We start from the raw sequence: 26,739 nt of genomic DNA on the forward strand, positions 1-26,739 counted from the left end.
GCCAGCGGCCGGACGCGCTCGCGGGCCGCGCGGCGGCCGCGCGGCATCGGCCCCTGCGCGGGCAGCGGGCGCGGCACCACGTCGAGCGGGCCGTCGAACGGCGCGACCAGCGTGGCCGCGTTCGGCAGCGCCGCCACCCCCTCGAACGGCGTCTCGTCGGAGGCGAAGAACCCGTGCCGCACCAGCGCCTGCAGGCCCATGACGGCGTAGACGGGCGCCGGGCGGCTCAGCCCGGTCGCCGCGGAGCGGGCCGCCAGGTGCGCCAGCAGCGCCCGCGAGGCGGCGAACCGCAGCCCGCCGGCCTCGGCGTGGTAGACGGGGCACGCCCGGGTGAGGGACGTGGCGGCCTGCAGTCCGTCCGGGCCGAGCCGGAACACCGAGAAGCAGCCGCCGAGGTCGTCCACGCGGTCGTCGAGCCGGTCGGCGGCCAGCAGCAGGTCCGCCTCGCCCTTGCCGCCCAGGTAGCCGCAGTAGCCGAGGGCCCGCTCCCCGGAGGTGAGGATCGGGTCGGGGAAGGGCGCCTCGGGCGGTTCGTTCGACCAGGCCAGCAGTGCGGCGCCGCCGTCCGGCGACAGCCACTCGGCGGTGCGCCAGCGGTCCGGCGGGACGGGCACCGCCTCGGCGATCGAGCGGCGGGCGGCGGTGAGGACGGCCGGGTCGATCCGGTCTCCGGGACGCCGTACGGCGACGGCCAGGTACGCACGCATGCGCGGCACCCAACCACCGCCCGGCGAACGGCCCGTGAACACCGGTGGACGGGCCGCCGACGCGCGTCCGGCGGCACCGCCCGGTGGCCGGGTCCGGTCAGGGGGCGAGCATCTCGGCGGTGAGGTTGGCCTCGGTGCCGGGGATGCCCAGGTCCTGGGCGCGCTTGTCGGCCATCGCCAGCAGCCGGCGGATCCGCCCGGCGATGGCGTCCTTGGTCAGCGGCGGGTCGGCGAGCTGGCCGAGCTCCTCCAGCGACGCCTGCTTGTGCTCCAGCCGCAGCTTGCCCGCGTTCACCAGGTGCTCGGGCGCGTCGTCGCCGAGGATCTCCAGCGCCCGCGCCACCCGGGCGCCGGCGGCGACCGCGGCGCGCGCCGAGCGGCGCAGGTTGGCGTCGTCGAAGTTGGCCAGCCGGTTGGCGGTGGCCCGCACCTCGCGGCGCATCCGCCGCTCCTCCCAGGCCAGCACGCTGTCGTGCGCGCCGAGCCGGGTGAGCAGCGCGCTGATCGCGTCGCCGTCGCGCACCACCACCCGGTCCACCCCGCGCACCTCGCGGGCCTTGGCGTGGATCTTCAGCCGGCGGGCGGCGCCGACCAGGGCGAGCGCGGCCTCCGGCCCGGGGCAGGTCACCTCCAGCGACATCGACCGGCCGGGCTCGGTCAGCGAGCCGTGCGCCAGGAACGCCCCCCGCCAGGCCGACTCGGCGTCGCAGGCCGCGCCCGCGACCACGTGCCGGGGCAGGCCGCGCACCGGGCGCCCGTTGTTGTCGATCAGCCCGGTCTGGCGGGCCAGCGACTCGCCGTCGCGGAACACCCGGACCACGTACCGGTTGCCCTTGCGCAGCCCGCTCGGCGCGAGCACCACCACGTCGGAGGTGTGCCCGAAGACCTCGGCGATGTCCTTGCGCAGCCGCCGCGCCGCCGCGCCGGTGTCGATCTCGGCCTCGATCACGATCCGCCCGCTGACCAGGTGCAGGCCGCCGGCGAAGCGCAGCAGCGTCGACACCTCCGCCTTGCGGCAGCACGGCTTCATGATCGACAGCCTGCTCAGCTCGTCCTTCACCACACCGGTCATCGCCATAGATGAACCCTCCCCCTTGTGAACTCCCAGCAGTGTGGCCGATGTCGGCCCGGCCGGGCCTCACTCACGGAAAATCTTCACGAAGGCTTGGGCCAGCCGGGCGGGATCGTGACGCGGCGACCCGTCGTCGGCGGCGACGTCGGCCAGCAGCAGCCGCCCGCCCAGGTCCTTGACGGCCCTGTCCAGGGCGGCCGGGTCGTCCACCACGCCGCGGTCGGCGACGACCACGTCCACGCGCAGGTCGGGCGCGTGGTCCTGCAGCACCTCCAGGTGGGTCTGCGGCGAGAAGTCGTCGGTCTCGCCGGGCTGCGGGGCCAGGTTGAGGGCGACGATCCGCCGGGCCTTGGTCTCGGTCAGGGCGCGCGCCAGCTCGGGAACCTTCAGGTGCGGCAGCACGCTGGTGAACCACGAGCCGGGGCCGAACACGACCCAGTCGGCCTCCTCCACGGCGCGCACCGCGTCCGGGCACGCGGGCGGGTCGGGCGGCACCAGCGACACGCTGAGCACCTTGCCGGGGGTCTTGGCGCACGCCACCTGCCCCTTGACCTCGGTGACGGCGTCGGGCGCGTCGGGGTCGGCGCCGCGCACCTGCGCGACGATGTCCAGCGGGACCGACGCCATCGGCAGCACCCGGCCGTGGGCGCCCAGCAGCCGCCCCACCCAGTCCAGCCCGGCGACGGTCGGGTCCTCGCGGCGCGCGGCGCCGCCCTCGCCGGGGCCGGGCACGGGGGCGGGTTCGAACGTCCGCGCCACGACGGCGCCTCCGGCGGCGGGCACGGCGGCCCGCGTCAGCGCCCCGTCGGACGGGGCGCCGTCCGCGCGGTCGCCGTTCGCGCCGCTCTTCGCGCCGCCGTTGGTGAGGGCCTGGGCGCCGAGCAGCTCCCACAGGGCGACGATCAGCAGGTTGCCGACGGCGTGCTCGTGCAGCGCGCCCTCGCTGCGGAACCGGTGCTGGACGACGTCGCGCCACGTCCGGCCCCAGTCGTCGTCGCCGCACAGCGCCGCCAGCGCCATGCGCAGGTCGCCGGGCGGCAGCACGCCCAGCTCGCGGCGCAGCCGCCCGCTCGACCCGCCGTCGTCGGCGACGGTGACGACCGCGCACAGCCGCCGGGTGACGCGCCGCAGCGCCGACAGGGAGGCGTACAGCCCGTGGCCGCCGCCGAGCGCGACGACCCGGGGTCCTGGGGGATTCACCGTCGCGCTCCCGGCCCGCCCGTCACTCACGGCCCAGGTCACGGTGGGCGACCTGCACGTCGATGCCGTCGTCGCGCAGCCGCGCGGCCAGCTGCTCGGCCATGGCCACGCTGCGGTGCTTGCCTCCGGTGCAACCCACGGCCAGCGTCACGTAGTGCTTGCCCTCCCGTTCGTAGCCCTCGGCCAGCAGCCGCAGGACCTCGGTGTAGGCGTCCAGGAACTCCTTGGCGCCGCGCCGGCCCAGCACGTAGTCGCGCACCGCCGCGTCGCGGCCGGTCTTGGGCCGCAGCTCGGGCACCCAGTGCGGGTTGGGCAGGAAGCGGCAGTCGACGACGAGGTCGGCGTCCACGGGCAGGCCGTACTTGTAGCCGAACGACACCACGGTCGCGCGCAGGCTGGACTCGCCGGTGTCGGGGCCGAAGAAGCTGACGATCTTGGTGCGCAGCTCGTGCACGTTGAGCCCGCTGGTGTCGATCACCAGGTCGGCCTCGGCGCGCACCTCGCGGACCAGCTCGCGCTCGCGGGCGATGCCGTCGACCAGGCGGCCGTCGTCCTGCAGCGGGTGCGGGCGCCGCACGCTCTCGAACCGGCGGACCAGGTCGGCGTCGCCGGCCTCCAGGAACACCACGCGGGGGTGCACCCCGCGCGCCTCCAGCTCGGCGATGGCCGAGTGCAGGTCCTCGGTGAAGGCGCGGCTGCGCACGTCGACCACCATGGCGATGCGGGGCACCGCGTCCTTCACCCGGCCGCCCAGGTCGGCCATGGTCGCCAGCAGCGCCGGCGGCAGGTTGTCGACCACGAACCAGTCCAGGTCCTCCAGCGCCTTGGCGGCCGTGCTGCGGCCCGCCCCGGACATGCCGGTGATGATCACGATGTCCGGGACGTGTTTGTCGGTGCTCATGTCGGCCTCCCCCTGTGCTCGCCGCGCATGCCCGTGTCCGTACCCGCGCCGGCCGCCCCCGTGCGCCCGCCGCTCACCGCTGCTCCCCCCTGGCTCGACGGCGTACGCAGTTCTTCCCCCGCGCCGTCCGCGCCCTGCGGCTCGCCCGCCCCGGTCGCCGACGCGTCGGACGCGCCGGAGGGCCCGGCCGGGCGGGGCGCGGAGGCGGTGCCGTGCAGGGCGGCGAGGATGGCCTCGGCACTGCGCAGGCCGATGCCGGGGACCTCGGCGACCTGCTCGGGCGTGGCCTCCTTCAGCCGCTTCACCGAGCCGAAGTGCTTGAGCAGCGCCGCCCGGCGGACCGGGCCGAGGCCGGGCACCCCGTCCAGCTCGCTGGCCGTCATCGCCTTGGACCGCCGCTGCCGGTGGTAGTTGATCGCGAACCGGTGCGCCTCGTCGCGGACCCGCTGGACGAGGAACATGCCCTCGCTGTTGCGCGGCAGGATCACCGGGTCGGGTTCGCCGGGCAGCCAGATCTCCTCCAGCCGCTTGGCGATGCCGCACACCGCCACGTCGTCGACGCCCAGCTCGTCCAGGGCCCGCTGCGCCGCCGCCACCTGGGGCGGGCCGCCGTCCACCACGACCAGATTGGGCGGGTAGGCGAACTTGCGGGGCTTTCCGGTCTCGGGGTCGATCGGCTGGTGCGCGCCCCGCGCGCCCGCCGCGTCCTCGGCGTCGTCCGGACGGGTGTCGCCGAGGGTGTCGAGCTCGCCGGTCTTCTCGCGCTCGGCCAGGTACCGCCGGAACCGGCGGGTGATCACCTCGTGGATGGAGCGCACGTCGTCCTGGCCCTCGACGGCCTTGATGCTGAACCGGCGGTACTCGCTCTTGCGGGCCAGCCCGTCCTCGAACACCACCATGGACGCGACCACGTTGGTGCCCTGCAGGTTGGACACGTCGTAGCACTCGATGCGCAGCGGCGCCTCGGCCAGCTCCAGGGCCTCCTGCAGCTCGCGCAGCGCCCGGCTGCGGGTGGTCAGGTCGGCGGCCCGGCGGGTCTTGTGCTGCTTGAGCGCCTCCACGGCGTTGCGTTCGACGGTGTCGAGCAGGGCCTTCTTGTCGCCGCGCCGGGGGACGCGCAGCCGCACCGGCCCGCCGCGCCGCTCGGCCAGCAGCTCGGTCATGGCGTCGGCGTCCGGGGGCAGCGCGGGCACGCAGACCTCGCGCGGCACCGCCTCGCTCTCGCCGTAGATCTGGGTGAGGAAGTGCTCGACCAGGTCGGCGGTGGTGACCGCCTCGACCTTGTCGACCACCCAGCCGCGCTGGCCGCGGATGCGGCCGCCGCGCACGTAGAACACCTGGACGGCGGCCTCCAGCTCGTCCTCGGCGAAGGCGATCATGTCGCAGTCGGTGCGGTCGCCGAGGACCACGGCCTGCTTCTCCAGCGCCCGCTCCAGGGCGCGGATGTCGTCGCGCAGCCGGGCGGCCCGCTCGTACTCCTGCTCGGCGGCGGCCGCGCGCATCTCGGCATCCAGCCGCTTGGTGAACCGCGCGGTGTCGCCCGCCATGAAGTCGCAGAAGTCCTCGGCCAGCCGCCGGTGCTCGTCGGCGGTGACGCGGCCGACGCACGGCGCCGAGCACTTGTCGATGTAGCCGAGCAGGCAGGGCCGGTCGAGCTGGCGCTGCCGCTTGAAGACGCCGGGGCGGCACGTGCGCACCGGGAACACCCGCAGCAGCTGGTCGACCGTCTCGCGGATCGCCCAGGCGTGGGAGTACGGCCCGAAGTAGCGCACCCCCTTGCGCTTGGCGCCGCGCATCACCATCACCCGCGGGAACTCCTCGTCCAGGGTGACGGCCAGATAGGGGTAGGACTTGTCGTCGCGGTAGCGGACGTTGAAGCGCGGGTCGAACTCCTTGATCCAGGAGTACTCCAGCTGCAGCGCCTCGACCTCGGTCCGCACCACCGTCCAGTCGACGCGCGCCGCGGTCTGCAGCATCGTCTGGGTGCGCGGGTGCAGGCCGGCGAAGTCCGCGAAGTAGGAGTTCAGCCGGGACCGCAGGTTCTTCGCCTTGCCCACGTACACGACCCGGCCGTGCTCGTCGCGGAACCGGTACACCCCCGGGGACTCGGGGATGGAGCCCGGTGCGGGTCGGTAGGTCGCCGGATCTGCCACGGCAGAAAGCCTAGTAGCCCCCGCCGACGGCCGGGCGCCCGCCGCGGATCCGGGGCGGGCGGCCGCACCGGCGGCGCCGGCCGCCGGAACCGCCCGCCCCGCCGCGTTCTCCTAGGCCAGGGTGATCTGCCCGCCCTGGACGTTGATCTGCTTGGCGGTCAGGCCCTTGTCGGACGGGCCGCTGACGACCGAGCCGTCGTTGATGTCGAACTTGCTGCCGTGGCAGGGGCAGTTGATGGTGCCGCCGGACACCGCGTCGACCGGGCAGCCGCGGTGCGGGCAGGTGACGTCGAACGCCTTGAACTGCCCCTGCTGCGGCTGGGTCACCACGACCTTCTGGGCCTTGAACACCTTGCCGCCGCCGACCGGGATCTCGCTCGCCTGGGCCAGTGCACCGCCGCCCGCCGTCCCGGAGGCGCCGCCGTCCGAGTCGCCGGACCCGCCGCACGCCGCGAGCACGCCCGCGGCCCCCGCCAGGCCGACGCCGAACAGGACCCCGCGGCGGGAGCTGCCTTCTTCGGCCGCCCGCTCGCCGTGTCCGGTCCGCGGTGCGGGCTCCTGTGCCATGCCGTGTCCTCTCATATGTCGATACAGTCCGTTGCCACTTGTCACCAGAGAGCACGTGCGCGCTCCCCCGATGGTTCACTCCGATCCTCGGGCACGGCCTGCGGGACGGCGGAACCGGGGTCGGCCGGGGCGCCGCGCTCGCGCCCCGGTCAGTCGAGGAGCTTGGCCAGGAACGTGCCGGTGTGGCTGGCCTCGACCTTCGCCACGTCCTCGGGCGTGCCCGCGGCGACGACGGTACCGCCGCGCGAGCCGCCCTCGGGGCCCATGTCGATGATCCAGTCGGCCGTCTTGATGACGTCCAGGTTGTGCTCGATGACGATCACCGTGTTGCCCTTGTCGACCAGGCCGTTCAGCACTCCGAGCAGCCGCCGGATGTCCTCGAAGTGCAGGCCGGTGGTGGGCTCGTCCAGCACGTAGATGGTGCGGCCGGTGGAGCGGCGCTGCAGCTCGGCGGCGAGCTTGACGCGCTGCGCCTCGCCGCCCGACAGGGTGGGCGCGGGCTGCCCGAGCCGCACGTAGCCCAGGCCCACGTCGTTCAAAGTCTTCAGGTGCCGGTGGATCGCCGAGACCGGCTCGAAGAACTCGGTGGCCTCCTCGATCGGCATGTCGAGGACCTCGGCGATCGTCTTGCCCTTGTAGTGGACCTCCAGGGTCTCCCGGTTGTAGCGGGCGCCGTGGCACACCTCGCAGGGCACGTAGACGTCCGGCAGGAAGTTCATCTCGATCTTGATGGTGCCGTCGCCGGAGCAGTTCTCGCAGCGGCCGCCCTTGACGTTGAAGGAGAACCGGCCGGGCTGGTAGCCGCGCACCTTGGCCTCGGTGGTCTGCGCGAACAGCTTGCGGATGTGGTCGAACACGCCGGTGTAGGTGGCCGGGTTGGAGCGCGGCGTGCGGCCGATCGGCGACTGGTCGACGTGCACCACCTTGTCGAGCTGCTCGACGCCGGTGACCCGGCGGTGCCGGCCGGGCACGGTCTTGGCGCCGTGCAGCTGCTTGGCCAGCGCGTTGTAGAGGATGTCGTTGACCAGCGTGGACTTGCCGGACCCGGACACCCCGGTGACGGCGGTGAACAGCCCGAGCGGGAACGCCACGTCCACATTGCGCAGGTTGTTCTGCCGGGCGCCCTTGACGACGATCTCGCGGCCCTTCTGCCGGGGCCGGCGCACCTTCGGCACGGGGATCTGGCGGCGGCCCGACAGGTAGGCGCCGGTCAGGGACTCCTCGCTGGCCAGCAGCTCGTCGACGGTGCCGGACACCACGATGCGGCCGCCGTGCTCGCCGGCCCGCGGGCCGATGTCGACCACCCAGTCGGCCGCCCGGATGGTGTCCTCGTCGTGCTCGACGACGATCAGCGTGTTGCCCATGTCGCGCAGCCGCAGCAGGGTCTCCAGCAGCCGGTGGTTGTCGCGCTGGTGCAGGCCGATGGACGGCTCGTCCAGCACGTACAGCACGCCCACCAGGCCGGACCCGATCTGGGTGGCCAGCCGGATGCGCTGCGCCTCGCCGCCGGCCAGGGTGGCCGAGGCGCGGTCCAGGCTGAGGTAGTCCAGGCCGACGTCCAGCAGGAAGCCCAGCCGCGCGTTGATCTCCTTCAGCACGCGCTCGGCGATGTGCTTCTCGCGCTCGCTCAGCTCCAGCGACAGCAGGAACTTGGCGCACTCGCCGATCGGCATGGCCGCGACCTCGGCGATCGACTTGCCGCCCATGGTGACCGCCAGCACGTACGGCTTGAGCCGCGCGCCCTCGCACGACGGGCACGGGATCTCGCGCATGTAGCCCTCGAAGCGCTCGCGGGTGGAGTCGCTCTCGGCCTCCGAGTGCCGCCGCTGGATGTAGGGGATGACGCCCTCGTAGGCGGTGTAGTAGGAGCGGGTGCGCCCGTAGCGGTTCTTGTAGCGGACGTGCACCTGCGTGGAGTGGCCGTTCAGGATCGCCTTGCGCGCCTTGGCCGGGAGCTTCTCCCACGGGGTGTTGAGGTCGAAGCCCATGGCGTCGCCCAGGGCCGACAGCAGCCGCAGGAAGTAGTCGCTGACGTGCCCGTTGGACCACGGCTGGATGGCGCCCTCGCCCAGGGTGAGGGACGGGTCGGGCACGACCAGCTCGGGATCGACCTCCATGCGGGTGCCCAGGCCGGTGCAGTCGGGGCAGGCGCCGTAGGGGGAGTTGAACGAGAACGAGCGGGGCTCCAGCTCGTCGAACGACAGGTCGTCGTACGGGCAGTACAGGTGCTCGGAGTACATCCGGGTGCGGCCCTCGTCGTCCTCGGGCAGGTCGACGAAGTCCAGCACGATCGTGCCGCCGGCCAGGGCGAGCGCGGTCTCCACCGAGTCGGCCAGCCGCTGGCGCGCCGACTGCTTGACCGTCAGCCGGTCGACGATCACGGCGATGTCGTGCTTCTCCTGCTTCTTGAGCTTGGGCGGGTCGTCCAGCCGGACCGCCTGCCCGTCCACCATCGCCCGGGAGTAGCCCTTGGACTGCAGCTCGCGGAACAGCTCGGCGTACTCGCCCTTGCGGCCGCGGATGACCGGGGCGAGCACCTGGAAGCGGGAGCCCTCCGGCAGCTCCAGCACCCGGTCGACGATCTGCTGGGGGGCCTGGCGGCTGATCGGGCGGCGGCACACCGGGCAGTGCGGGTGGCCGATGCGCGCGTACAGCAGCCGCAGGTAGTCGTAGACCTCGGTGATCGTGCCGACCGTGGAGCGCGGGTTCTTGCTGGTGGACTTCTGGTCGATGGACACCGCCGGGGACAGGCCCTCGATGAAGTCGACGTCGGGCTTGTCCATCTGGCCGAGGAACTGGCGCGCGTAGGCCGACAGCGACTCCACGTACCGGCGCTGCCCCTCGGCGAAGATCGTGTCGAACGCCAGGGACGACTTGCCCGATCCCGACAGCCCGGTGAACACGATCATGGCGTCCCGGGGCAGGTCCAGCGAGACGTCCTTCAGGTTGTGCTCGCGCGCTCCACGCACGATGAGTCGGTCATGCACGGCGTTCTTCCGGTTCCTTGTCTGGGCGCGTTGGGGAGACACGATGGCCTCGGGCAACCAGGGGGCACGGCCACGCGGCACGACACTCCCCCGGGGGCATAACGCGACGTCGAGCCGCCGCATTTCGTGCCGGTCCCGGCCCGCTTCCGATTGTGGTCGGCGCCCGCTCCCGCGGGGGCCGGGCGACACCATCGAACCGTACACGTGTTCGAAGATCTCTCGCTACCGGAACCCGCCCGCGCCGCGACGCCCGGCACCGGACCCGGTTCGGCGGGCTCGATTCGGCGGGCTCGATTCGGCGGGCCGGTTCGGGGGCTCGGTTCAGCCGACGCGCAGGGCGCGGGCGCGGCGCCGCGCCTCGCCGCCCTCGTAGGCGTCCCGCGGCATGACCCAGACCATGTCGCGGCCGGTCTCGGCGGGAAGGCCGCGGCCGTGGTCCTGGAGGCGGTCGAGCCGGTAGCCGAGTGCGCGCGCGACGGCCGCGCTCGCCGTGTTCCCCGCGTCACAGTGGATCTCGGTGCGGTCGATCCCGGGCAGGGCGAACGCCGCGTCGGTGAGCAGCGCGGCGGCCCTGCCGGCCAGGCCCCGCAGGGGCGGCCGCGCGGATGGTTCTGCTTGCATGGGCCCCATCGTGGCCGCCGCGGCGCCGCGCGGGGGCCGGTTGTTCTCAGGGGCGGGGGCGCAGGCCGTCGAAGACGACGGCCAGGGTGCGGCGCCGCAGGTCGTCGTCCCACGCCCCGTGCAGCGCCCCCTGGCAGGCGGCGGTGAGGATCGCCATGACCTCGTCGATCCCGACGTCCGGGCGCACGGCCCCGGCGCGCTGGGCGGCCGCCAGCAGTTCGCCGACCGCCTGTTGCAGGGCGCGGATCTGGTCGCCCGGTTCGACGCCCATCCCCTCGGCGGCCAGCAGGCCGAGCACGGTGCGCACCCGGGCCGCCCGTTCCACCAGGAACGCGAAGTAGTCGAAGAAGGCGGTGGCGGGGTCGGCGCGCGCCGCCAGGGCGGCGGCCTCGCCGACCAGCCGGGCCCGCAGCTCCTTCATGATCGCCGCGAGCAGGTCGCGCTTGGTCGGGAAGTGCCGGAACACCGTGCCGATCGCCACCCCGGCGCGGGACGCCACCTCCTCGGTGGAGGCGCCTTCGCCCTTCTCGGCGAACACCTCCTCGGCGGCGGCCAGGATGCGCGCCCGGTTGCGTCGCGCGTCGGCGCGCATCCTGTGCCCCGCCTCGGCGGCGTCGTCAGGCCGGCCGGCCATCGTCCAGGGCGAAGTCCAGGTAGCGGTCGTAGGAGCGCTGGACGGCCGCCTTGCCGTCGGCGTAGACGATGCGCCGCCACCAGGCGCCGTACACCCGCCGGAAGTTGTAGGGCTCCAGCAGGCGCAGCGCCCGGCGGATCGTCCGGGGCCGCTCGGGGATGAAGTTGGGGTAGGACCACATGAAGCTGACCCAGCGGCGGTCCTGCACGACCTGCAGGATGTCGCCGGAGAGCAGGGCGCCCTCCCCGTCCTCGCCGTCGCGCCAGTGCAGCACCTGGCCGCCGGCGAAGTGCACGCCCGCGTTGATGAGGGTGAGCCCGTCGCCGATCTCCAGGGTGTCGCCCGACCAGAAGCGCACCGCGTCGTCGGGGCGCGCGACCCACTGGCGGTCGGCCTCGTGGATGTAGACGGGGGCGTCGAAGGCGTGCGCCCACTCGATCATCGAGCCGTAGTAGTGCGGGTGGCTGATCGCGATCGCCGAGACGCCGCCCAGCTCGCGCACCTGGCGGACCAGGTCGTCGTCGATGAGGGTGATCATGTCCCACAGCACGTTGCCGGACGGCGTCCGCACCAGCAGGGCGCGCTGCCCGATGGAGGTGGGCGGCTCGGCGCCCACCCCGATGATGCCCTCGCCCTCCTCCTCGATCCGGCCGCGGTGTCCGGCGGCGCGCAGCTCCTCCAGGGTCGTCCAGCGCTGACCGTCCCACCCGACGTACTGCCGCTCGTCCAGGCAGATCGGGCAGTCCTCACGCGGCTCCCCGTACTGGACGCCGCACGTCGCACAGATCGGGTACTTCATGATCGTCATTGTTCCCCATCGGAGCGACCCCATCCGGCCGGCGCCGACCTGGGCCGTCTCCTCCGGGGGGGCGGGTCAGCCGCCGCCGGGGCCGAGGTCGGGGTCGCCGGACAGGCGGCGCAGCGCGTCCAGCGACCGCACGGTGATCATGTTGCGGGCCATGCCGAGGCCGCCGCGCACCCGTTCGCCCGCCAGGATCTGGGCGACCCGGCGGCGGCCCATGCCCGCCCAGCGGCCGAGGTCCTGCTGGTGGACGGGCACGGTGATCTCGTAGCCGCCGCCCGGGCCGGGGCGGCCGAAGCGCGCCGTGAGCCGCAGCAGGCGGCTGGCCAGGCGGCGTTCGGCGTCGTCGGGGAAGTGCGCGATGCGCAGCTCGTTGGCGTCGCGCAGCCGCTCGGCCAGCACCGCGGCCACCGCCCACGCGGCGCCCGGGTGGGCGTCCAGGACGGCCCGGAACCGCGCCGCGGGCACCACCAGCGCCTCCACGGGGGTGAGGGCCTCCACGTTGGCGTGCCGGACGCCGCCGTCCGCGGCCTCCACCTCGCCGACCAGGTCGCCGGGGCCGAGCACGTCCAGGATGGCGATCTCCCCGGCGTGGTCCACCCACACCTTCACCGCGCCCTGGAGCAGGACGTACACCTGGGCGCCGCGGGTGTGCTCGCGCATCAGGAAGGTGCCCGGTTTGATCAGGGCCGTGGTGGCGGCCTCGCGCAGCGCCGTGCGCGCGCGTTCGGGGAGGGCGTCCCAGAACGTGGTGATGCGCGGGGTGGTGGTCGTCAATTCGCCTCCTCTCCGCTCCCGGCAGGCGGAAGCCGCACAGGTACCCCCGATCCCAGTGAAACGCGGCGGTGCGCCGGCGGACCGCGTAGAACGGCACAGGACCCGCAACGAACCGAAGATCATTCGGCCCGGGCCGGGTCCTCGTCGGCGGCCCGGGCCGACCGCAGCCACTGGTCGATGGCCTGGACGCGGCGCGCGCAGTCCGCTGCGGCGGCGTGGTCGCCGAGCGCCAGGTGCGACGCGCGCCGCCGGTCCAGCGCGGCGCGCTGGCCGCGCAGGTCGCCCATCTCGCGGCGGATGGCGAGCTCGGCGTCGAAGTGCCCGACGGCGCGGGCGTGCCGGCCGAGGCGCTGGCAGGCGCGTCCCATGGTGTGCAGGGAGTAGGCCTGCCCGCGGGTGTCGCCGAGCTCGGTGGCGGTGTCGAGCGCGCGCCGGCCCGCCTCCAGCGCCTCCTCGGCCCGGTCCAGGCTCAGGTGGATGGACGCCAGGTGCACCAGCGCGGTGCCCTCGCTGTGCCGGTCGCCGACCTCGCCGAGGACGCGCAGCGCCTCCAGCTCGGTGTCGAGGGCCTCCTTCGGGCGGCCGCTGCGCAGCAGCACCATGGCGTAGGTGTCCAGGCCGACGCCCATGCCGTAGGAGTCGTCGATCTCGCGGCGGATCTCCAGCGCCTGCCGGGCGGCGTGCTCGGCCTCCTCGTGCAGGCCCAGCCGCAGGTAGGTGCGGGCGAGGCTGCCGAGCGTGGTGGCCAGCCCGCCCCGCGCGCCCAGCCGGTGCCACAGGTCCAGGGCCTCCAGGCCGAGGACGAACGCCTCCTGGTGGCGTTCCATGCGGCGCTGCACCACCGACAGGTGCTCCAGGTCGTGCGCCTCGCCGTGCAGGTCGCCGATCTCGCGGCGGATCTCCAGGGCGCGCAGCAGCTGCTCGCGCGCCTCGGGGTAGCGGCCCAGGCGCCAGCACACGCTGCCGATCTGGGCGAGGGTCTCGGCCTCGCCGTGCCGGTCGCCGACCTCGCGGTGCAGCCGCAGCGCCTCCCCGCAGTAGCTGAACGCCTCGGCGAAGCGGGCCGCGTCGCACATCAGCATGCCGAGGGTGGCCAGCGCGCGGGCCTCGCCGTGCCGGGCGCCCAGGGCGCGGTAGGTGCTCAGCGCCTCCTGGGCGTCCTGCAATGCCAGGTCGCGCAGGCCCAGCGCGTTGTACATGCGGGCCAGCTCGGTGAGCGCCTGCGCGGCGCCGAACCGGTCGGCCTGCTCCTGGCGGATGTACAGGGCCTCCAGGGCGCGGGACACGGCGGCGTGCACGGCGCCCTTGCGCCGGTGCACCTGCGCGAGGGTGAGCAGTGCCTCGGCCACGCCGGGCATGTCGCCGATCCGGCGGCGGATGCGCAGTGCCCCGCCCGCGTGCTCCAGGGCGGCGTCGTAGGCGGCCAGGCCCAGGTGGGCGCGGGCCAGGATCTCCTGCGCGTCGGCGATGCCGCCGCCGTCGCCGAGCTCGCGGTGGATGTTCAGGGAGCGCCGCGCGTGGGCGATGGCCGTCGGGTAGCGGCCCAGGGTGGTGTGCACGTCGGCCAGGTTCGCCAGCGCCGCCGCCTCGCCGAACCGGTTGGGCGGGTCCAGCGACCGGAAGCCGCGGCGGGCGTCCTCGCCGTATCCGATGGCCTGGACGGACCGGCCGACGACGGCGTGCGCGACGGCCAGGTTGTGCAGCATGACGGCGGCGGCCGTCCAGTCCTCCTCGGTGCGGGCGGCGTGCAGGCCCGCCTGCTGCACGGCGATGTTGTCGTCGGTGTAGCGGCGGAAGTGCTGGAAGTCGAACAGCGCGTCGGCCAGCTCCCAGCAGGTGCGGTGCAGGCCGAGCCGGGCGGCCTGCTTGACGGCCGCCACCAGGTTGCGCCGTTCCGCCTCGAACCACGCCAGGCTCTGAGCCCGTGCGGACGCCCGGCCGTCCCTGGGGGTGTCGGCGGCGTCGTCGGCGGTGTGCAGGGCGGGGCGGCGGCGCCGCCCCAGCGCGGCCCCGGCCCGCCGCGCGTCGGCCAGGTAGCGGGCCAGCATGCGGCGCTGCGCGGCCAGGCGGTCGTTGTCGGCGTCCTCGATGAGGCCGCGTTCGCGGGCGAAGTCGCGCAGCAGGTCGTGCATGCGGTACCGGCCGGGGGCGACGTCGTGCACCAGGTACGCCTGCCGCAGCCCTTCCAGGCATTCGCGCGCCTCGTCCTCCGGGCGGTCGAGCAGCGCGGCCAGCACGCGCGGCGTGAAGTCGGGGCCGGCCGGCAGGCCGAGTCTGCGGAACGCGGCGCGCTGGTCGCGGCGCAGCCCCCGGTAGGCGACCTCGAAGGTGGGGCTGAGCACGCCGTGCAGGACGTGCGGGCCGCCGGCGCCGTGCGGGCCGGGCTCGCGCAGGCCGCCGCCGTAGCCCGCGCCGGCGTAGCCCCCGGAGGCGGCGCCGTCGGGGTCGGCGAGCTGCCGCAGCGTCTCGTCGACGGACTCGCCGGGGTTGTCGGCCAGCCGGCCCGCCATGATGCCGAGGGCCAGCGGCAGGAAGCCGCACTCGCGGGCGAGCCGCAGGGCGGCGCCGCGGTCGTCGCGCACCCGGCGGTCGCCGGGGCCGAGCACCGCGGCGAACAGGTCGACCGCCTCGTCCGGCGTCATCTCCCGCAGCTCCAGCGTGCGGATGTCGGCGCCCTCCAGCGGCACGGAAAGCCGCCGCCGCGTCGTCACCACCGCCAGGCCCGCGCCCATGGCGGCCAGCAGCGGGCGGATCTGCTCGGCGCCGGCGGCGTCGTCCAGCACCAGCAGGGCGCGCCGTCCGGCCAGCAGCGAGCGGCACTGCGCGGCCAGCTCGGCCTCGCCGCGCGACAGCTGGTCGCCGGGGACGCCGAGGCCGCGCAGCACCTGCCCCATCGCCTCGGCCGCGGTGACCGGGGCGCGGCCGGTGCCGCGCAGGTCGGTGAAGACGACGCCGTCGGGGAAGCGGTCGGCGACCCGGTGCGCCCAGTGCAGCGCCAGCGTCGTCTTGCCGACGCCCGCCATGCCCTGGATGACGACGGCGCGCGGCGTCTCGGCCTGCGCCAGCAGCATGTCGAGCTTGCCGAGGCTGACCGCGCGCCCGGTGAAGTACGGGTTGTCGGCCGGCAGGCGCGGCGCCGCCTGCCCGGACGGCTCCAGCGGCACCGGTGTGGGCGCGGCGATGACGGCGCCGGACGCGGCGCTGGCCGAGGCGGGCGCCGCCGGGACGGCGCCGCCTCCCGCGGGCAGGGTCCCGGCGGCGACGGCCGGCAGCAGGGCGGACCAGTCGTCGCCCCACGGGCCGGCCGCCCGGCGCAGCGCCTCGGCGTCCAGGATGATCAGGGGGCGGCTGCGGCGGTCCAGGATGCCCTTGGCGCGCCACCGCCGGAACCAGCGCACCAGGGTCTCGCGGGAGATGCCCGCCCAGTTCGCCAGGTCCGCCTGGCTGAGCCGGGTCGGCACCTCGATGCCGCGGGCGGTGCGCTCGCCGAACCGGTGCGCCAGTTCCAGCAGGTGGTAGGCCAGGCGCTGCGGGTGCTCGGCCGCGCGCACCGCGTGCCGCCGGCCGCCGAACGTGACGCTCTGCGCGACCGCGTGCATCATCGCCTCGGTCACGCGCGGGTTGGCGGCCAGCAGCCCGGCGAACTTGCCCCGGTCCACGCGCAGCGCCGTGACGTGGTCGAGCGCCGCCACCGACCCGCGCTGCGGATGCCCCCACGGCGCCAGCGCGCCCACCAGGTCGCCCGACCCGAACAGGTCGATGATGGACTCGTCGCCTTCGCTGGAGTCGACGAACTCCTTGGCGACGACGTTGCCGGACGTGCGCGCGCCGGCCTTGAACACCACGTACACGCCCGCGGCCGCCACCCCCTGGTGGCACAGCATGCCGCCGGGCGGGATGTCGGTGCGGCGCCCCATCGCCCGCAGCGCCTGCCGGTCGGTCGCCGCCAGCAGCTCCCAGAAGCTCCCGGGCCGTACGTCGTGGTCGATCAACGGATCACCCGCCCGCGCCGGCCGCGACCGCGGCCAGGGTCCAGCAGACGTACAGCCCGGCGGTCGCCACCGCCCACACCACCGCCCGCCAGGCCAGCTCGCAGCAGCGGTGCGCCGCCGACAGCAGCCGCCGCAGCTGCTCGTCGAGCACCCGCTCCTCCAGCGCCGTGCCGAGCGCGAACGGCGTCCACGGCGCGCCCGGGTCGAGCGGCGCGCCGGTGCGGGCGCGGATCTCGCCGAGCGCGGGCAGCACCGCCAGGCGCGACCGGACCGCCAGCGCCGCCGAGACGGCGAACGCCACGGCCAGCGCGGCCAGCAGCGCCAGCGGGACCGCGCCCAGGCCGCCGCCCCCGTGGGCGACCTGGGCCAGCACTCCGAGCAGCACCACGGCCAGCACGGCCGCGGCGACCGCCGCGTCCTGCCCGCACGTCCGCAGCAGGCCCTCGGCGGCCCGCAGGAGGCGGTCCGGCCGGACCTCCTCGCCCGCCGGGCCGCCCGACCGCGGCGCCGCGCCGCGCTCGAAGGGGGACCTCGTCACCACCGCGTCACCGTCCTCCCGGGTCGCCGTTTCCGACCGCCTATGACGATGGTGGTACGGAGAATGCGGGAACTCCGTCCGGTACGGCACGGTGCGGTTGCGTCTGGCGACTCAAACCGCCCGCACGCGCGGCCGCACCGGCGATACGGGAAGATGGTCGTCCGGCCGGGCCCCGCCCCGGCCGCGCACCGACGGGAGGACGGCGATGAGCTACACCGGAGACGTCGAGGTCGGCGGCAGGCCGGACGTGCGGGAGCTGCCCGGCCTGACGATCACCAAGGTGGCGGTCGGCCCGTACGACAACAACGCCTACCTGCTGCGCTGTACCGCCACCGGCGACCAGCTGCTGATCGACGCGGCCAACGAGGCGCCCCGGCTGCTGGAGCTGATCGGCGACGGGCCGCTCGGCCGGATCGTCACCACGCACCGGCACGAGGACCACTGGATGGCGCTCAGCGAGGTGGTCAAGGCGACCGGCGCGCCGGTGGTCGCCCATCCGCTGGACGCCGAGGCGCTGCCCGAACCGGTCGCCGAGCCGGTCGAGCACGGCGCCACCGTCCGCGTGGGCGAGGCGGCGCTGGAGGTCATCCACCTGCGCGGCCACACGCCCGGGTCGATCGCGCTGCTGTACGACGCGGGCGGCGAGCTGGCCGACAGCCCGCACCTGTTCACCGGCGACAGCCTGTTCCCCGGCGGCGTCGGCAACACCTGGGGCGACCCGGCGCGCTTCCAGCGGCTGCTGACCGACGTGGAGGAGCGCGTGTTCGACCGGCTCCCGGACGCGACCTGGTTCTACCCCGGCCACGGCAAGGACTCCACGCTCGGCCGCGAGCGCCCGTCCCTGCCCGAGTGGCGCGAACGCGGCTGGTAGCGCCGGGCGGGCCCCGGCGGCGGCGGTCGACGGGGGCCGGAGCGCCGGTCCGCCCGGGCAGAATGGCCGGATGGCCGCACAGATCACCGTCCGCCCCGCCGAGGGCGCGGACCTCCCGGCGGTGGCCGGGATCTTCGCGCACTACGTCCGCCACACGGTGGCCACCTTCGAGGAGACCCCGCCGGACGCGGCGGCGTGGCGGCGGAGGTTCGACGAGCTCGCCGGGCGGGGCCTGCCGTTCCTGGTGGCCGAGGCGCCCGAGGACGGGCGGGTCGCCGGGTTCGCCTACGCGGCGCCGTGGCTGACCAGGCCCGCCTACCGGCACACCGTCGAGGACTCGATCCACGTGGCGCCGGGCCGGACCGGGCGCGGGCTGGGCCGGGCGCTGCCGGGCGCCTTGTTGGAACGGTCCATCGAGGCGGGCGCGCGGCAGATGATCGCGGTGATCGCCGACAGCGGCGACGGCGCCTCCGCCGCGCTGCACACCCGGTTCGGGTTCGCCCCGGCGGGGCGGCTGCGCCGGGTGGGGTTCGAGCACGGCCGCTGGGTCGACACCGTGCTCCTGCAGCGGGAGCTGGACGGCCCGCCCGGTCAGCCCTGGCCGTCGAGCAGGACCGCGGGGACGTCGGCGTGGCGGGCCCGCAGCCACTCGCCCAGGGCCTTGGCCTGCGGGTCGAAGCGGGCCTGCGCCGCGACGCCCTCCCCCAGCAGGCCCTCCACCACGAAGTTGAGGGCGCGCAGGTTGGGCAGCACGTGGCGGCGGACGGGCAGGCCGGCGGTCTCGGGCAGCAGGCGGCGCAGCTCCTCGGCGGTCAGGTGGTGGGCCAGCCAGCGCCAGGCGTCGTCGGTGCGCGCCCACACGCCGAGGTTGGCGTCGCCGCCCTTGTCGCCGCTGCGGGCGCCGAGCAGCGTGCCGAGCGGCACCCGCCGGGTCGGCAGCCCGGCGGGCAGCGGTTCGGGCAGCGGCGGGTCGGACGGGTCGGACGGGTCGCGGGTCACCGGCGCCGGCGGGACGGCGACGCGTGTGCCGTCCGGCAGCACCGCGACGTGCGGCACCTCGGCGGCGTCGACGAACGCGGCCGCGTAGACGCCGTAGGGCGAGGCGTCCGAGGGCGGCGCGGTGACGTGGAACCCCGGGTAGCTGGCCAGCGCCAGCTCGACCGCGGCGCCGCTGAACGCCCGCCCGACCACGGCGGCGTCGGCGTCCTTGACCTCGCAGTGCAGCAGGGCGCTGGCCTCCTGCTCGGTGCCGGCGTCCGGGCGGTCGGTGCGGGCGAGCGTCCAGCGGATGTGCGCGGGCGGGCGGTGCCTCAGGGCGCGTTCGAGCTGCTCGCGCACCAGCGCGGCCTTGGCCTCGATGTCCAGCCCGGTCAGCACGAACGTGACGGCGTTGCGGAAGCCGCCGAGGCGGTTGAGGCACACCTTCAGCCGCGGCGGCGGGGGCTCGCCGCGCGCGCCGCTGATGCGGACCCGGTCGGGTCCGTCCGGGGTGAGGGCCAGGGTGTCGAAGCGGGCGGTGACGTCGGGGCCGAGGTAGCGGGCGCCGCCGATCTCGTACAGCAGCTGCGCGGTGACCGTGCCGACGGTGACGGCGCCGCCGGTCCCCTCGTGCTTGGTGATCACGCTGGTGCCGTCGGCGTGCACCTCGGCGATCGGGAAGCCGGGCGCGGTGACGTCGTGCTCGGTGAAGAACGCGTAGTTGCCGCCGGTCGCCTGGGCGCCGCACTCGATGACGTGCCCGGCGGCGACCGCCCCGGCGAGGGCGTCGAAGTCGTCGCGGGCCCAGCCGAACCGGGCGGCGGCCGGGCCGACGACCAGCGAGGCGTCGGTGACGCGGCCGGTCACCACGACGTCGGCGCCGGCGCGCAGGCATTCGGCGATGCCCCACGCGCCGAGGTAGGCGTTGGCGGTCAGCGGCCGCCCGAACCCCAGCTCGGCGGCGCGCGGCAGCAGGTCGTCGCCCTCGACGTGGGCGACGGCCACGTCCAGGCCGAGCCGGTCGGCCAGCTCCCGCACCCGGTCGGCCAGCCCGGCGGGGTTGAGCCCGCCCGCATTCGCAACGATCTTGACGCCGCGGTCGGCGGCCTCGCCGAGGGTGTCCTCCAGCTGGCGCAGGAACGTGCGGGCGTAGCCGCGGGCGGGGTCCTTCAGCCGGTCGCGGCCGAGGATCAGCATGGTCAGCTCGGCCAGGTAGTCGCCGGTCAGCACGTCCAGGGGCCCGCCGGTGAGCATCTCGCGGACGGCGGCGAACCGGTCGCCGTAGAAGCCGGAGGCGTTGCCGATCCGGATCACGCCCGCTCCCCCGGCCCGCGGCCGAGGCCGGGCGGGCCGACGAACGTCTGCGCGATGTGCAGCCAGCGCTCGGCGTCCGCGCCGACGGCGGTCAGGTTGGTGTCGGCCGGGTGGCACCGCTGCGTGACGACCAGGCAGAAGTCGAGCGCGTCGCCGGTGACGCGCTGCCGGGCGTCCGGCGGCCCCCACGTCCAGGTGCCGCCGTCCGGGGCGGTCAGCTCGACGCGGAACTGCTCGTCCGGCGCCGGCAGCCCGTGCAGGCCGAACGCGAAGTCGCGGGTGCGCACGCCGATGTGGGCGACGTGCCGGATCCGCGCGGTCGGCGCGCGCCGGACGCCGAGCGCGTCGTAGACGTCCTGCGCGTGCGCCCAGGTCTCCATCAGCCGGGCGGTCGCCATGGACGCCGCGGTCATCGGCGGCCCGTACCAGGGCAGGCGCCGCCCCTCGGGGACTTCGGCGAGCGCGGCGGCCAGGTCGGCCCGGCCGCGGCGCCACGTTTCGAGCAGTTCGGCGCGCGGGGTGCGGGCGCCCTCGCGGGCCGCGTCGTCGACGTATTCGGGGCCGCCCTCGGTGGCGCGCCGCAGCTCGGCGGGGAAGTCGTCGGGGGTGCGCACCGCGATGAGCGCCTTGGCGTCCGTCCAGGCCAGGTGGGCGATCTGGTGCGCGATCGTCCAGCCTTCCGCCGGGGTGGGGGTGGACCAGTCCACGTCCGGGCGCGCGACCAGCGCGTCCAGCTCCCCGCTCTCGGCGGCCAGGTCGGCAAGGATGGGTCCGGCATCGGCCACCGCCGCTCGCCTCCTCCCTGGGGTTCTGGAAGGAGGGTGTCACCGCCGGCCTAAAGAATCAAGCGCGCATGATTCTTTCGCCGTCCCGCCGGTCCCCGGCGGGGGGACGGGACCGGCCCGTGCCGGGGCGGACGGCACGGGCCGGGACTGCTCCCGGGCGGTCCGCTCCGGCGGCCCGCCCGGGTGGGTCCGCTCAGCAGCGCCGGCCGCGGTTGATGCAGGACACGGCGCGGCGCATCAGGTTGTCGGGCATCACGTTCTCGAAGTCGGCGTGGTCGGTGACGGGGTTGTGCAGCTGCTCGGGGAAGCTGTCCACCGCGTACACCCGGCCCTGCCGGATCTGCGCCTTGCTGAGGTTGATGGTGTAGCTGATCGTCATGCGCAGCTGCGGTATCGCGCGCGTCCCGCGCGGGCAGGCGCCGTTGGCGTTGGGGAACACCACGTGCGTGCGGTGGTTGGCGCTGTCGGTGTTGCGGCCGTCCCAGCAGCTCGGGAAGTCCAGGACGCGGGTCACCCGGCTGCCCCGGGGGCAGATCGGGTACTTGTCGGAGACCACCCGGTTGGTGAAGCCGGAGCACGTCCAGGCCGCCCGGGCGTTGGCGGGGCCGTTGGTGGCCGCCTTGGCGTCGCCCATGATGATCCGCAGGAACCTGGGCATCGCGGTGACCTTGCTGGTGGCGTTGCCGCGGAACTGCAGCGACACCGACGCGGGCCGCAGGACGCGGCCGATGTTGCCGTCGGCGGCGCTCTGGTCGTTCTGCGGCGGATCGTTCGGGCCGCGCAGCCGGACCACCGGCCAGAAGTAGGTCGACTTGTCGCCGTTGGTGCAGGTGGTTCCGGCGCGGGCCAGGCTCTCGTCGGTGGAGAACCCGTCGGTGGACAGGTTGCCGACGTAGTCGTGGGTGTGGTGGGCGCCGTTGGACACGCCGGGCGCGACGATGAAGTTGTCGGAGTTGAAGTGGCCGTTCTCGTTGCGGCCGCACCGCGAGGTGAACGTGCCTCGGGAGCCGCCGCGCCTGACCTTGGGCCGGCGGACGTTGGGCCGCACCTGGCGGATGTCGATGAAGTCCTGCGCGTTGGGCCGCGTCTGCTGCCCGCCGTTCTGCTGCCCGTTCCCGTTGCCCGCGCCGTTGTTCTGCCCGGTGCCGGCGTCGGTGGTGCCGCCGAGGGTGCACTCGGCCAGCGCGTCCAGCCCGGTGGGCCGTTCGGCGACCCGGCCGATGGCGGTGGCGATCCGGTTGATCGTCGCGATGCGCTTGTCGCGCAGCGGACCGAGGATCGCGTTGTCGACGAAGTTGGGGCCGCCCTGCCCCACCGTGGCGGCCAGCCGCTGATCGGCCTCCTGGATCTGGGTGTTCAGCAGCGCCAGATTGCGGTCGACCTCGGCCTTGGCCTGGGCGGGGACGGCGGGCAGCCGGGACGCCACGTCCGGGCACCGGATGGTCTGCGCCCGGACGGCGGCCGCGGCGTTCGCCCCGGCCGATGCCGGGCCGACGCCGGACAGCCCGGCCAGCAGCAGGCCCCCGCCGGCGGTGAGCCCGACGGTGCGCAGAAAGGTTCGCGGTCGCCGTGCGGATCGCATGCGGCGCTCCCTCCTTGTTCAGGGTGTGAGGAAGGGCACCCGGCTCCGTTCAGCGAGTACGCGCCCCCGTCCGGCGGGGGTTCAACGCGTCGAAGAGAAAATGCGGACCGAACGAACGGAGCAGATCGCGCGGCCGCCCGCCGATCACACGACGTGACCGCGCCGTGGCCGGACGGCGACGGGCGCTTAGGCGGCGCTCAGCGCCGGGTCAAGCGAACCTTAAAAGACCGCGTCGCGACCCCGCCGGGGCCTAGCCTCGGCGACGTCAGCGATCTTCGATCCGGACGGGCGGGCCCGCGCGGTGCCCGATCGACGCACCCGGCTTCCAGCCGCGCGGGCCGCCCGTCCCCCTCATCCGGGAAGGGGGCGCACGAGGTACGGAAGGCACACGACGACACCGTGGGGTACGCGCAAAGCCCCCGCCGTGTTCGACTCCCTACCCCGCGACCTTGACGATCACCGGTGCGGCGCGCCCACGGGGCGGCCGTCCCCGGAGGCCAGCTCGGCGACCGCGGCCCGCGCGTCGGCCAGCGAACGCGCCGCGAAGTCCCGCAGGTGCGCGAGCTGCGGGAGGTGCTCGGCCATCGTCATCTCCGCGTGCACGAAGCGCAGGTTGTCCTCGGGCACGCCGAGGTGCTCGCGGAAGTAGGCCCGCAGGTACGGCTCCTGGAAGTCGCATCCGTGCCGCGGGGTCTGCGGGCCGTAGGCGCCGCCGCGCGCGGTGACCACCACGACCGTCGTGTCCCGCAGCACGCTCGCCCCCGTTTCGGGGTCGATGTAGGCGCCGGGGAAGGTGATCCGGTCGATCCACGCCTTGAGCGCGGCGGGCACCGAGAAGTTGTACATGGGCGCGCCGATCAGGATCGTTCCGGCGGCCCGCACCTCTTCGACCAGGGGCAGGGTCAGCGCCCAGTCGCGCCGTTCGGCGTCGTCCGCGGCCAGCGCCGCCACCTGGTCGGGCGGGACGAGCCCGCGCTTCTCCACGCGCCGCCCGAGGTCGATGTACGGCGCCCCGAGCGGCGGAACCGGATCGGCCGCCAGGTCGCGGTACCGGTACTCGGCCGCCGGGCCGTGCAGGCGCCGCCACTCCTCGGCGAACATCGCGGTCAGCCGCCTGCTGACGGAGCCGTCCGCGTGCTCGGCCCCGGAGTCCAGATGCAGCAGGGATATCATGCTCTCACCATCCACTCGGCCCCCCTGACCGGCAGGGGCGCGTCTTGTTCTCCGTTCACCGCCCTTACGACGACGCGCGCCGAGGAAAGGTGACCGATGGACGATCAGGCCGCGCTGGCCGAGGTCTTCGACAGCTCCCGGGGGCAGCTGCGGGGCATGGCGTTCCGCATGCTGGGTTCGGCGGACGAGGCGGACGACGCCGTGCAGGAGGCGTGGCTGCGGGCCAGCCGCGCCGGTTCGGGCGAGGTGGCCAACGTGGCGGCCTGGCTCACCACGATCGTCGGCCGGGTGTGCCTGGACATGCTGCGCTCGCGCCGCCGCCGCGGCGAGCACCTGGTCGACACGGCCGGTTTCGAGGCGCTGCTCGCCGCGGACGGCGCCGCCGGCCCGGAGGACGAGGCGGTGCTGGCCGACTCGGTGGGCCTCGCCCTGCTGGTGGTGCTGGACGCGCTCGGCCCCGCCGAACGGGTCGCCTACGTGCTGCACGACCTGTTCGCCGTGCCGTTCGAGGAGATCGCCCGCATCGTGGAGCGGTCCCCGGCCGCGGCCAAGAAGCTGGCCAGCCGCGCCCGGCGCCGCGTCCGCGGGCGGCCGGACGTGCCGGCCGCCGACCTGGCCCGTCAGCGGCGGGTGGTGGACGCCTTCCTCGCCGCGTCCCGGGCGGGCGACCTGGACGCCCTGCTGGCGGTGCTGGCGCGGGAGGCCGTGCGGCGCAGCGACCCCGCCGCGGCGGCCGAGGCGGGGGTGCGCGGCGCCCGCCGCATCGCCGAGGACACCGCCCGCAACGCCGCCCGCGCCCGGTTCGCCCGGCCCGCGCTGGTGGACGGCCGGGTCGGGCTGGTCGTCGCGCCGCGCGGGCGGCTGCGGCTGGTGCTGCGGCTGACGATCGACGGCGACCGGGTCGCGGTGATCGACGTCTTCGGCGACCCCGACCGCCTGCGCGCGACGCGCATCGCCCTGCTCGGCGCGCCGCCGCCCGTCCGGGCCGCCTGACGGCAGGGGCCGGGCCGCCGCCCGGACGCGCGCCGAGCAGGTGCGCGGTATGCGCGGGCGTCAGGAGGAGCGGGCCGCCTTCAGGTGGGCGGCAGCCTGCTCCGGGTGGACCAGGTCGGAGGAGACGGTCGCGAAGGTGTAGCCCTCGGCGAGCCGGGCGGCGGCGGTGGCGCCGTCCGGGCAGTGGAAGCCCGCCGCGATGCCCGCCCTGGCGGCGGCCGCGGCGATCCGCGCCGTCGCGTCGGCGAACGCGTCGGCCACGTCCGGGTCGCCGGGGAACCGGCCGCCGAGCGCCAGGGTCAGGTCGGACGGGCCGACGTACACCCCGTCCAGGCCGGGCACGGCGCAGATCTCGTCGAGGTTCTCCAGCGCCCCGGCCGTCTCGATCATCACCACGCAGGCGACGGCCCGGTCGGACTCGGCGGGGCGCGGGCCGACGCGCAGCCCCGCCCGCCTCGGGCCGCAGCTGCGCACGCCGTGCGGCGGGTAGCGGCAGTGGGAGACGGCGGCCGCGGCGTCCTCGGCGTTGTTGCCCGGTCCGTGGACGCTGGTCACCGACCGCACCGCCGACGAGGAGCGGCTCGCCCCGTTCCGCGCGCTGCCGCACGTGCGCGTCGTCCGCGCCTGGCCGCCGCGCGGGGGCGCGGGCCCGGTCACAGGCGCAGCACGGACGCCGGGGTGACCGCGCGTTCCTCCAGGTGGCCGGTGTCGGGCACGTCGTAGCGGGCCAGGACGGCCAGGCCCGCGGGCAGGTAGGGGCGGTGCGGGTCGCCGACCAGCACGTCCACGCCGTGCCGCCGCTGCGCGCGCAGGAACGCCATCATGACCTCGGCCAGGTCCGGATCGTAGCAGACGTCGCCGGCGAGGATCACGTCGGCCGGCACGGGCGCGCGGGAGGCCGACAGGTCCTCGCACAGCACGTCGACGCGCACGCCGTTCAGGGCGGCGTTGAGGCGGACGGCCGCGGCGGCGACCGGGTCGACGTCGCAGGCGGTGACGCGCCCGGCCCCGGCGAGGGCGGCGCAGATCGCGACCATGCCGGACCCGCTGGCCAGGTCGAGGACGCGGCGCCCCGCCACCAGCTCGGGATGGTCGAGGACGTGGCGGCCCAGCGCCTGGCCGCCGGCCCAGGCGAACGCCCAGAACGGCGGCGGGACGTCCTCGGTCCGGCCGCCGGCGACGGCCTCCCACGCGGCGAACGGCTCGTCGGCCAGGTGCAGCCGCAGCTCGGGCAGCAGCGGCGGCGCGCCGACCCGGGTCAGCGACCGCACCACCGCCTCCTGCCCGTCCACGCCCGGCCCCGTCATGCCAGGGCGGCGCGGACGAGGCCGCCGGGCTCGGTGCCGGCCAGGGCGATGACGCCGCCGTCCGGGCCGCAGATACGGGAGCCCCCCGCGGCCCGCGCGTACCCGCCGCCGCCCGCCCCGGCGAAGCTCGCCACCACGACGTAGAGGCGGTGGTCGGCGGTGACGCGGCTCACGCGCCGCTCGATGACGCGGGCGTCGCGGTCGTGTTCCAGGACGCCCGCGACGTAGACGTCGGCGCCCAGGGCGGCGGTGTCGGCGGCGTGCCGCGGGACGCCGGTGTCCTTGCAGATGGCCAGGCCGAGCCGCCAGCCGTCGACGTCCAGCACGCCCGGTCGGTCGCCGGGCGTGAACCGGTCGGGCTCGTCCCCGCCGAGCCACATCTTGCGGTAGGCCACGCGCACCGCGGATCCGTCGACGGCCAGCATCGCGATGTGCTCGCCTCCCCCGTTGTCGGCGGGCACGGGAGCCCCCGCCAGGGCCAGCGATCCGGTGTCGGCGCACGCCTCGGCCAGCGGGCGCAGGCGCGGATCGTCCGCCGCGACGGCCGGGGCGTCCAGCCCGTAGCCCGTCAGGGACATCTCGGGGAAGACCACCACGCGCGCCCGGGCGGCGCGGACGGCCGCCGCGTGGGCCGCCGCGTTCGCCGCGACGTCCCGGGGCGCGCAGACCGGCTGGGCGGCCGCGATCGTGAGCGGCTGGCGCATCGGCCCCCTCCTGTACCCGGGTTCCCCGTGATCTTCGCATGGCCGGCGGCGGGGCGCGCGGACGGGAGGCGGTCCGCCCCG

General features: G+C 75.4%; 21 protein-coding genes and 2 pseudogenes. 3 read left to right on the top strand and 20 right to left on the bottom strand.

The window, feature by feature from the left end; all coding sequences use genetic code 11:
* The 13 genes and pseudogenes from ABD879_RS20790 to ABD879_RS20850 all read right to left on the bottom strand — a co-directional run.
* Window positions 1-707: pseudogene (locus ABD879_RS20790) on the bottom strand (hypothetical protein); the annotation flags it as partial.
* Window positions 708-804: 97 nt separating this feature from the next.
* Window positions 805-1,785 carry a DNA-binding protein WhiA gene (gene whiA / locus ABD879_RS20795; protein WP_344944792.1) on the bottom strand — a complete coding sequence of 327 codons (981 nt, stop codon included), beginning with the start codon at window positions 1,783-1,785 and terminating at the stop codon, window positions 805-807.
* A 60-nt stretch (window positions 1,786-1,845) separates the two neighbouring features.
* Entirely contained in the window at window positions 1,846-2,979 is a 1,134-nt protein-coding gene (locus ABD879_RS20800) for a gluconeogenesis factor YvcK family protein (RefSeq protein WP_345023172.1), read from the bottom strand.
* A gap of 22 nt (window positions 2,980-3,001) precedes the next feature.
* Window positions 3,002-3,880: an RNase adapter RapZ gene (gene rapZ / locus ABD879_RS20805; RefSeq protein ID WP_345023173.1), complete on the bottom strand. Its 879-nt coding sequence runs from the start codon at window positions 3,878-3,880 to the stop codon at window positions 3,002-3,004.
* Window positions 3,877-6,033, bottom strand: coding sequence for an excinuclease ABC subunit UvrC (gene uvrC / locus ABD879_RS20810; protein ID WP_345023174.1), 2,157 nt, complete (start codon window positions 6,031-6,033; stop codon window positions 3,877-3,879). The genes rapZ and uvrC overlap by 4 nt, the downstream gene beginning before the upstream one ends.
* A gap of 111 nt (window positions 6,034-6,144) precedes the next feature.
* Window positions 6,145-6,600, bottom strand: coding sequence for a Rieske (2Fe-2S) protein (locus ABD879_RS20815; RefSeq protein ID WP_345023175.1), 456 nt, complete (start codon window positions 6,598-6,600; stop codon window positions 6,145-6,147).
* Window positions 6,601-6,749: 149 nt separating this feature from the next.
* A complete protein-coding gene (uvrA, locus tag ABD879_RS20820) occupies window positions 6,750-9,587 on the bottom strand; it encodes an excinuclease ABC subunit UvrA (protein ID WP_345023176.1) in 2,838 nt (945 codons plus the stop codon).
* 321 nt (window positions 9,588-9,908) lie between these two features.
* Window positions 9,909-10,208 carry a GNAT family N-acetyltransferase gene (locus ABD879_RS20825; protein ID WP_345023177.1) on the bottom strand — a complete coding sequence of 100 codons (300 nt, stop codon included), beginning with the start codon at window positions 10,206-10,208 and terminating at the stop codon, window positions 9,909-9,911.
* 46 nt (window positions 10,209-10,254) lie between these two features.
* On the bottom strand, window positions 10,255-10,842 hold the full coding sequence (locus ABD879_RS20830; RefSeq protein WP_345023178.1) for a TetR/AcrR family transcriptional regulator: 588 nt from the start codon (window positions 10,840-10,842) through the stop codon (window positions 10,255-10,257).
* Window positions 10,826-11,641, bottom strand: a complete 816-nt coding sequence (locus tag ABD879_RS20835) for an MBL fold metallo-hydrolase (protein WP_345023179.1) — start codon at window positions 11,639-11,641, stop codon at window positions 10,826-10,828. The genes ABD879_RS20830 and ABD879_RS20835 overlap by 17 nt, the downstream gene beginning before the upstream one ends.
* 75 nt (window positions 11,642-11,716) lie before the next feature.
* Window positions 11,717-12,421, bottom strand: coding sequence for a Crp/Fnr family transcriptional regulator (locus ABD879_RS20840; RefSeq protein ID WP_345023180.1), 705 nt, complete (start codon window positions 12,419-12,421; stop codon window positions 11,717-11,719).
* A 119-nt stretch (window positions 12,422-12,540) separates the two neighbouring features.
* Window positions 12,541-16,413, bottom strand: a complete 3,873-nt coding sequence (locus tag ABD879_RS20845; RefSeq protein WP_345023181.1) for a tetratricopeptide repeat protein — start codon at window positions 16,411-16,413, stop codon at window positions 12,541-12,543.
* Window positions 16,414-16,417: 4 nt separating this feature from the next.
* Window positions 16,418-16,951 (bottom strand): hypothetical protein, encoded by a 534-nt coding sequence (locus tag ABD879_RS20850; RefSeq protein ID WP_345023182.1) that lies wholly within the window; start codon window positions 16,949-16,951, stop codon window positions 16,418-16,420.
* Between the two features lie 205 nt (window positions 16,952-17,156).
* Between ABD879_RS20850 and ABD879_RS20855 the strand changes: the two genes are divergently transcribed.
* On the top strand, window positions 17,157-17,822 hold the full coding sequence (locus ABD879_RS20855) for an MBL fold metallo-hydrolase (protein WP_345023183.1): 666 nt from the start codon (window positions 17,157-17,159) through the stop codon (window positions 17,820-17,822).
* Window positions 17,823-17,892: 70 nt separating this feature from the next.
* Window positions 17,893-18,321: pseudogene (locus ABD879_RS20860) on the top strand (GNAT family N-acetyltransferase); the annotation flags it as partial.
* A gap of 92 nt (window positions 18,322-18,413) precedes the next feature.
* Here ABD879_RS20860 and ABD879_RS20865 read toward each other — a convergent pair.
* The 4 genes from ABD879_RS20865 to ABD879_RS20880 form a co-directional block, all read right to left on the bottom strand.
* Window positions 18,414-20,054 carry an acyclic terpene utilization AtuA family protein gene (locus tag ABD879_RS20865; protein WP_425549646.1) on the bottom strand — a complete coding sequence of 547 codons (1,641 nt, stop codon included), beginning with the start codon at window positions 20,052-20,054 and terminating at the stop codon, window positions 18,414-18,416.
* Window positions 20,055-20,110: 56 nt separating this feature from the next.
* Complete coding sequence (locus ABD879_RS20870) at window positions 20,111-20,899, bottom strand: TIGR03084 family metal-binding protein (protein WP_345023185.1); 789 nt, start codon at window positions 20,897-20,899, stop codon at window positions 20,111-20,113.
* A 193-nt stretch (window positions 20,900-21,092) separates the two neighbouring features.
* Entirely contained in the window at window positions 21,093-22,481 is a 1,389-nt protein-coding gene (locus tag ABD879_RS20875; RefSeq protein ID WP_345023186.1) for a DUF1996 domain-containing protein, read from the bottom strand.
* Between the two features lie 456 nt (window positions 22,482-22,937).
* Complete coding sequence (locus ABD879_RS20880) at window positions 22,938-23,654, bottom strand: FMN-dependent NADH-azoreductase (RefSeq protein ID WP_345023187.1); 717 nt, start codon at window positions 23,652-23,654, stop codon at window positions 22,938-22,940.
* 96 nt (window positions 23,655-23,750) lie between these two features.
* On the opposite strand from ABD879_RS20880, the gene ABD879_RS20885 reads away from it, so the two are divergent.
* Window positions 23,751-24,647: a sigma-70 family RNA polymerase sigma factor gene (locus tag ABD879_RS20885; protein ID WP_345023188.1), complete on the top strand. Its 897-nt coding sequence runs from the start codon at window positions 23,751-23,753 to the stop codon at window positions 24,645-24,647.
* A gap of 60 nt (window positions 24,648-24,707) precedes the next feature.
* Here ABD879_RS20885 and ABD879_RS20890 read toward each other — a convergent pair whose 3' ends face one another.
* The 3 genes from ABD879_RS20890 to ABD879_RS20900 all read right to left on the bottom strand — a co-directional run bounded on the left by ABD879_RS20890 (window position 24,708) and on the right by ABD879_RS20900 (window position 26,658).
* Entirely contained in the window at window positions 24,708-25,202 is a 495-nt protein-coding gene (locus tag ABD879_RS20890) for an aldolase/citrate lyase family protein (RefSeq protein ID WP_345023189.1), read from the bottom strand.
* Between the two features lie 98 nt (window positions 25,203-25,300).
* Window positions 25,301-25,939 carry a class I SAM-dependent methyltransferase gene (locus ABD879_RS20895; RefSeq protein ID WP_345023190.1) on the bottom strand — a complete coding sequence of 213 codons (639 nt, stop codon included), beginning with the start codon at window positions 25,937-25,939 and terminating at the stop codon, window positions 25,301-25,303.
* Between the two features lie 11 nt (window positions 25,940-25,950).
* On the bottom strand, window positions 25,951-26,658 hold the full coding sequence (locus ABD879_RS20900; protein ID WP_345023191.1) for a carbon-nitrogen hydrolase family protein: 708 nt from the start codon (window positions 26,656-26,658) through the stop codon (window positions 25,951-25,953).
* Window positions 26,659-26,739 lie beyond the last annotated feature (81 nt).

It is taken from the genome of Actinomadura keratinilytica, from assembly GCF_039539665.1.
Classification (GTDB): Bacteria; Actinomycetota; Actinomycetes; order Streptosporangiales; family Streptosporangiaceae; genus Spirillospora; species Spirillospora keratinilytica.

What these genes read in the sequence shown, in the direction of transcription:
- whiA (WP_344944792.1), bottom strand. Translation starts at nt 1,785, where the DNA reads ATGGCGATGACCGGTGTGGTGAAGGACGAGCTGAGCAGGCTGTCGATC.
- rapZ (WP_345023173.1), bottom strand. Translation starts at nt 3,880, where the DNA reads ATGAGCACCGACAAACACGTCCCGGACATCGTGATCATCACCGGCATG.
- ABD879_RS20815 (WP_345023175.1), bottom strand. Translation starts at nt 6,600, where the DNA reads ATGGCACAGGAGCCCGCACCGCGGACCGGACACGGCGAGCGGGCGGCC.
- ABD879_RS20825 (WP_345023177.1), bottom strand. Translation starts at nt 10,208, where the DNA reads ATGCAAGCAGAACCATCCGCGCGGCCGCCCCTGCGGGGCCTGGCCGGC.
- ABD879_RS20830 (WP_345023178.1), bottom strand. Translation starts at nt 10,842, where the DNA reads ATGGCCGGCCGGCCTGACGACGCCGCCGAGGCGGGGCACAGGATGCGC.
- ABD879_RS20835 (WP_345023179.1), bottom strand. Translation starts at nt 11,641, where the DNA reads ATGAAGTACCCGATCTGTGCGACGTGCGGCGTCCAGTACGGGGAGCCG.
- ABD879_RS20855 (WP_345023183.1), top strand. Translation starts at nt 17,157, where the DNA reads ATGAGCTACACCGGAGACGTCGAGGTCGGCGGCAGGCCGGACGTGCGG.
- ABD879_RS20865 (WP_425549646.1), bottom strand. Translation starts at nt 20,054, where the DNA reads ATGCTCACCGGCGGGCCCCTGGACGTGCTGACCGGCGACTACCTGGCC.
- ABD879_RS20875 (WP_345023186.1), bottom strand. Translation starts at nt 22,481, where the DNA reads ATGCGATCCGCACGGCGACCGCGAACCTTTCTGCGCACCGTCGGGCTC.
- ABD879_RS20880 (WP_345023187.1), bottom strand. Translation starts at nt 23,654, where the DNA reads ATGATATCCCTGCTGCATCTGGACTCCGGGGCCGAGCACGCGGACGGC.
- ABD879_RS20885 (WP_345023188.1), top strand. Translation starts at nt 23,751, where the DNA reads ATGGACGATCAGGCCGCGCTGGCCGAGGTCTTCGACAGCTCCCGGGGG.
- ABD879_RS20900 (WP_345023191.1), bottom strand. Translation starts at nt 26,658, where the DNA reads ATGCGCCAGCCGCTCACGATCGCGGCCGCCCAGCCGGTCTGCGCGCCC.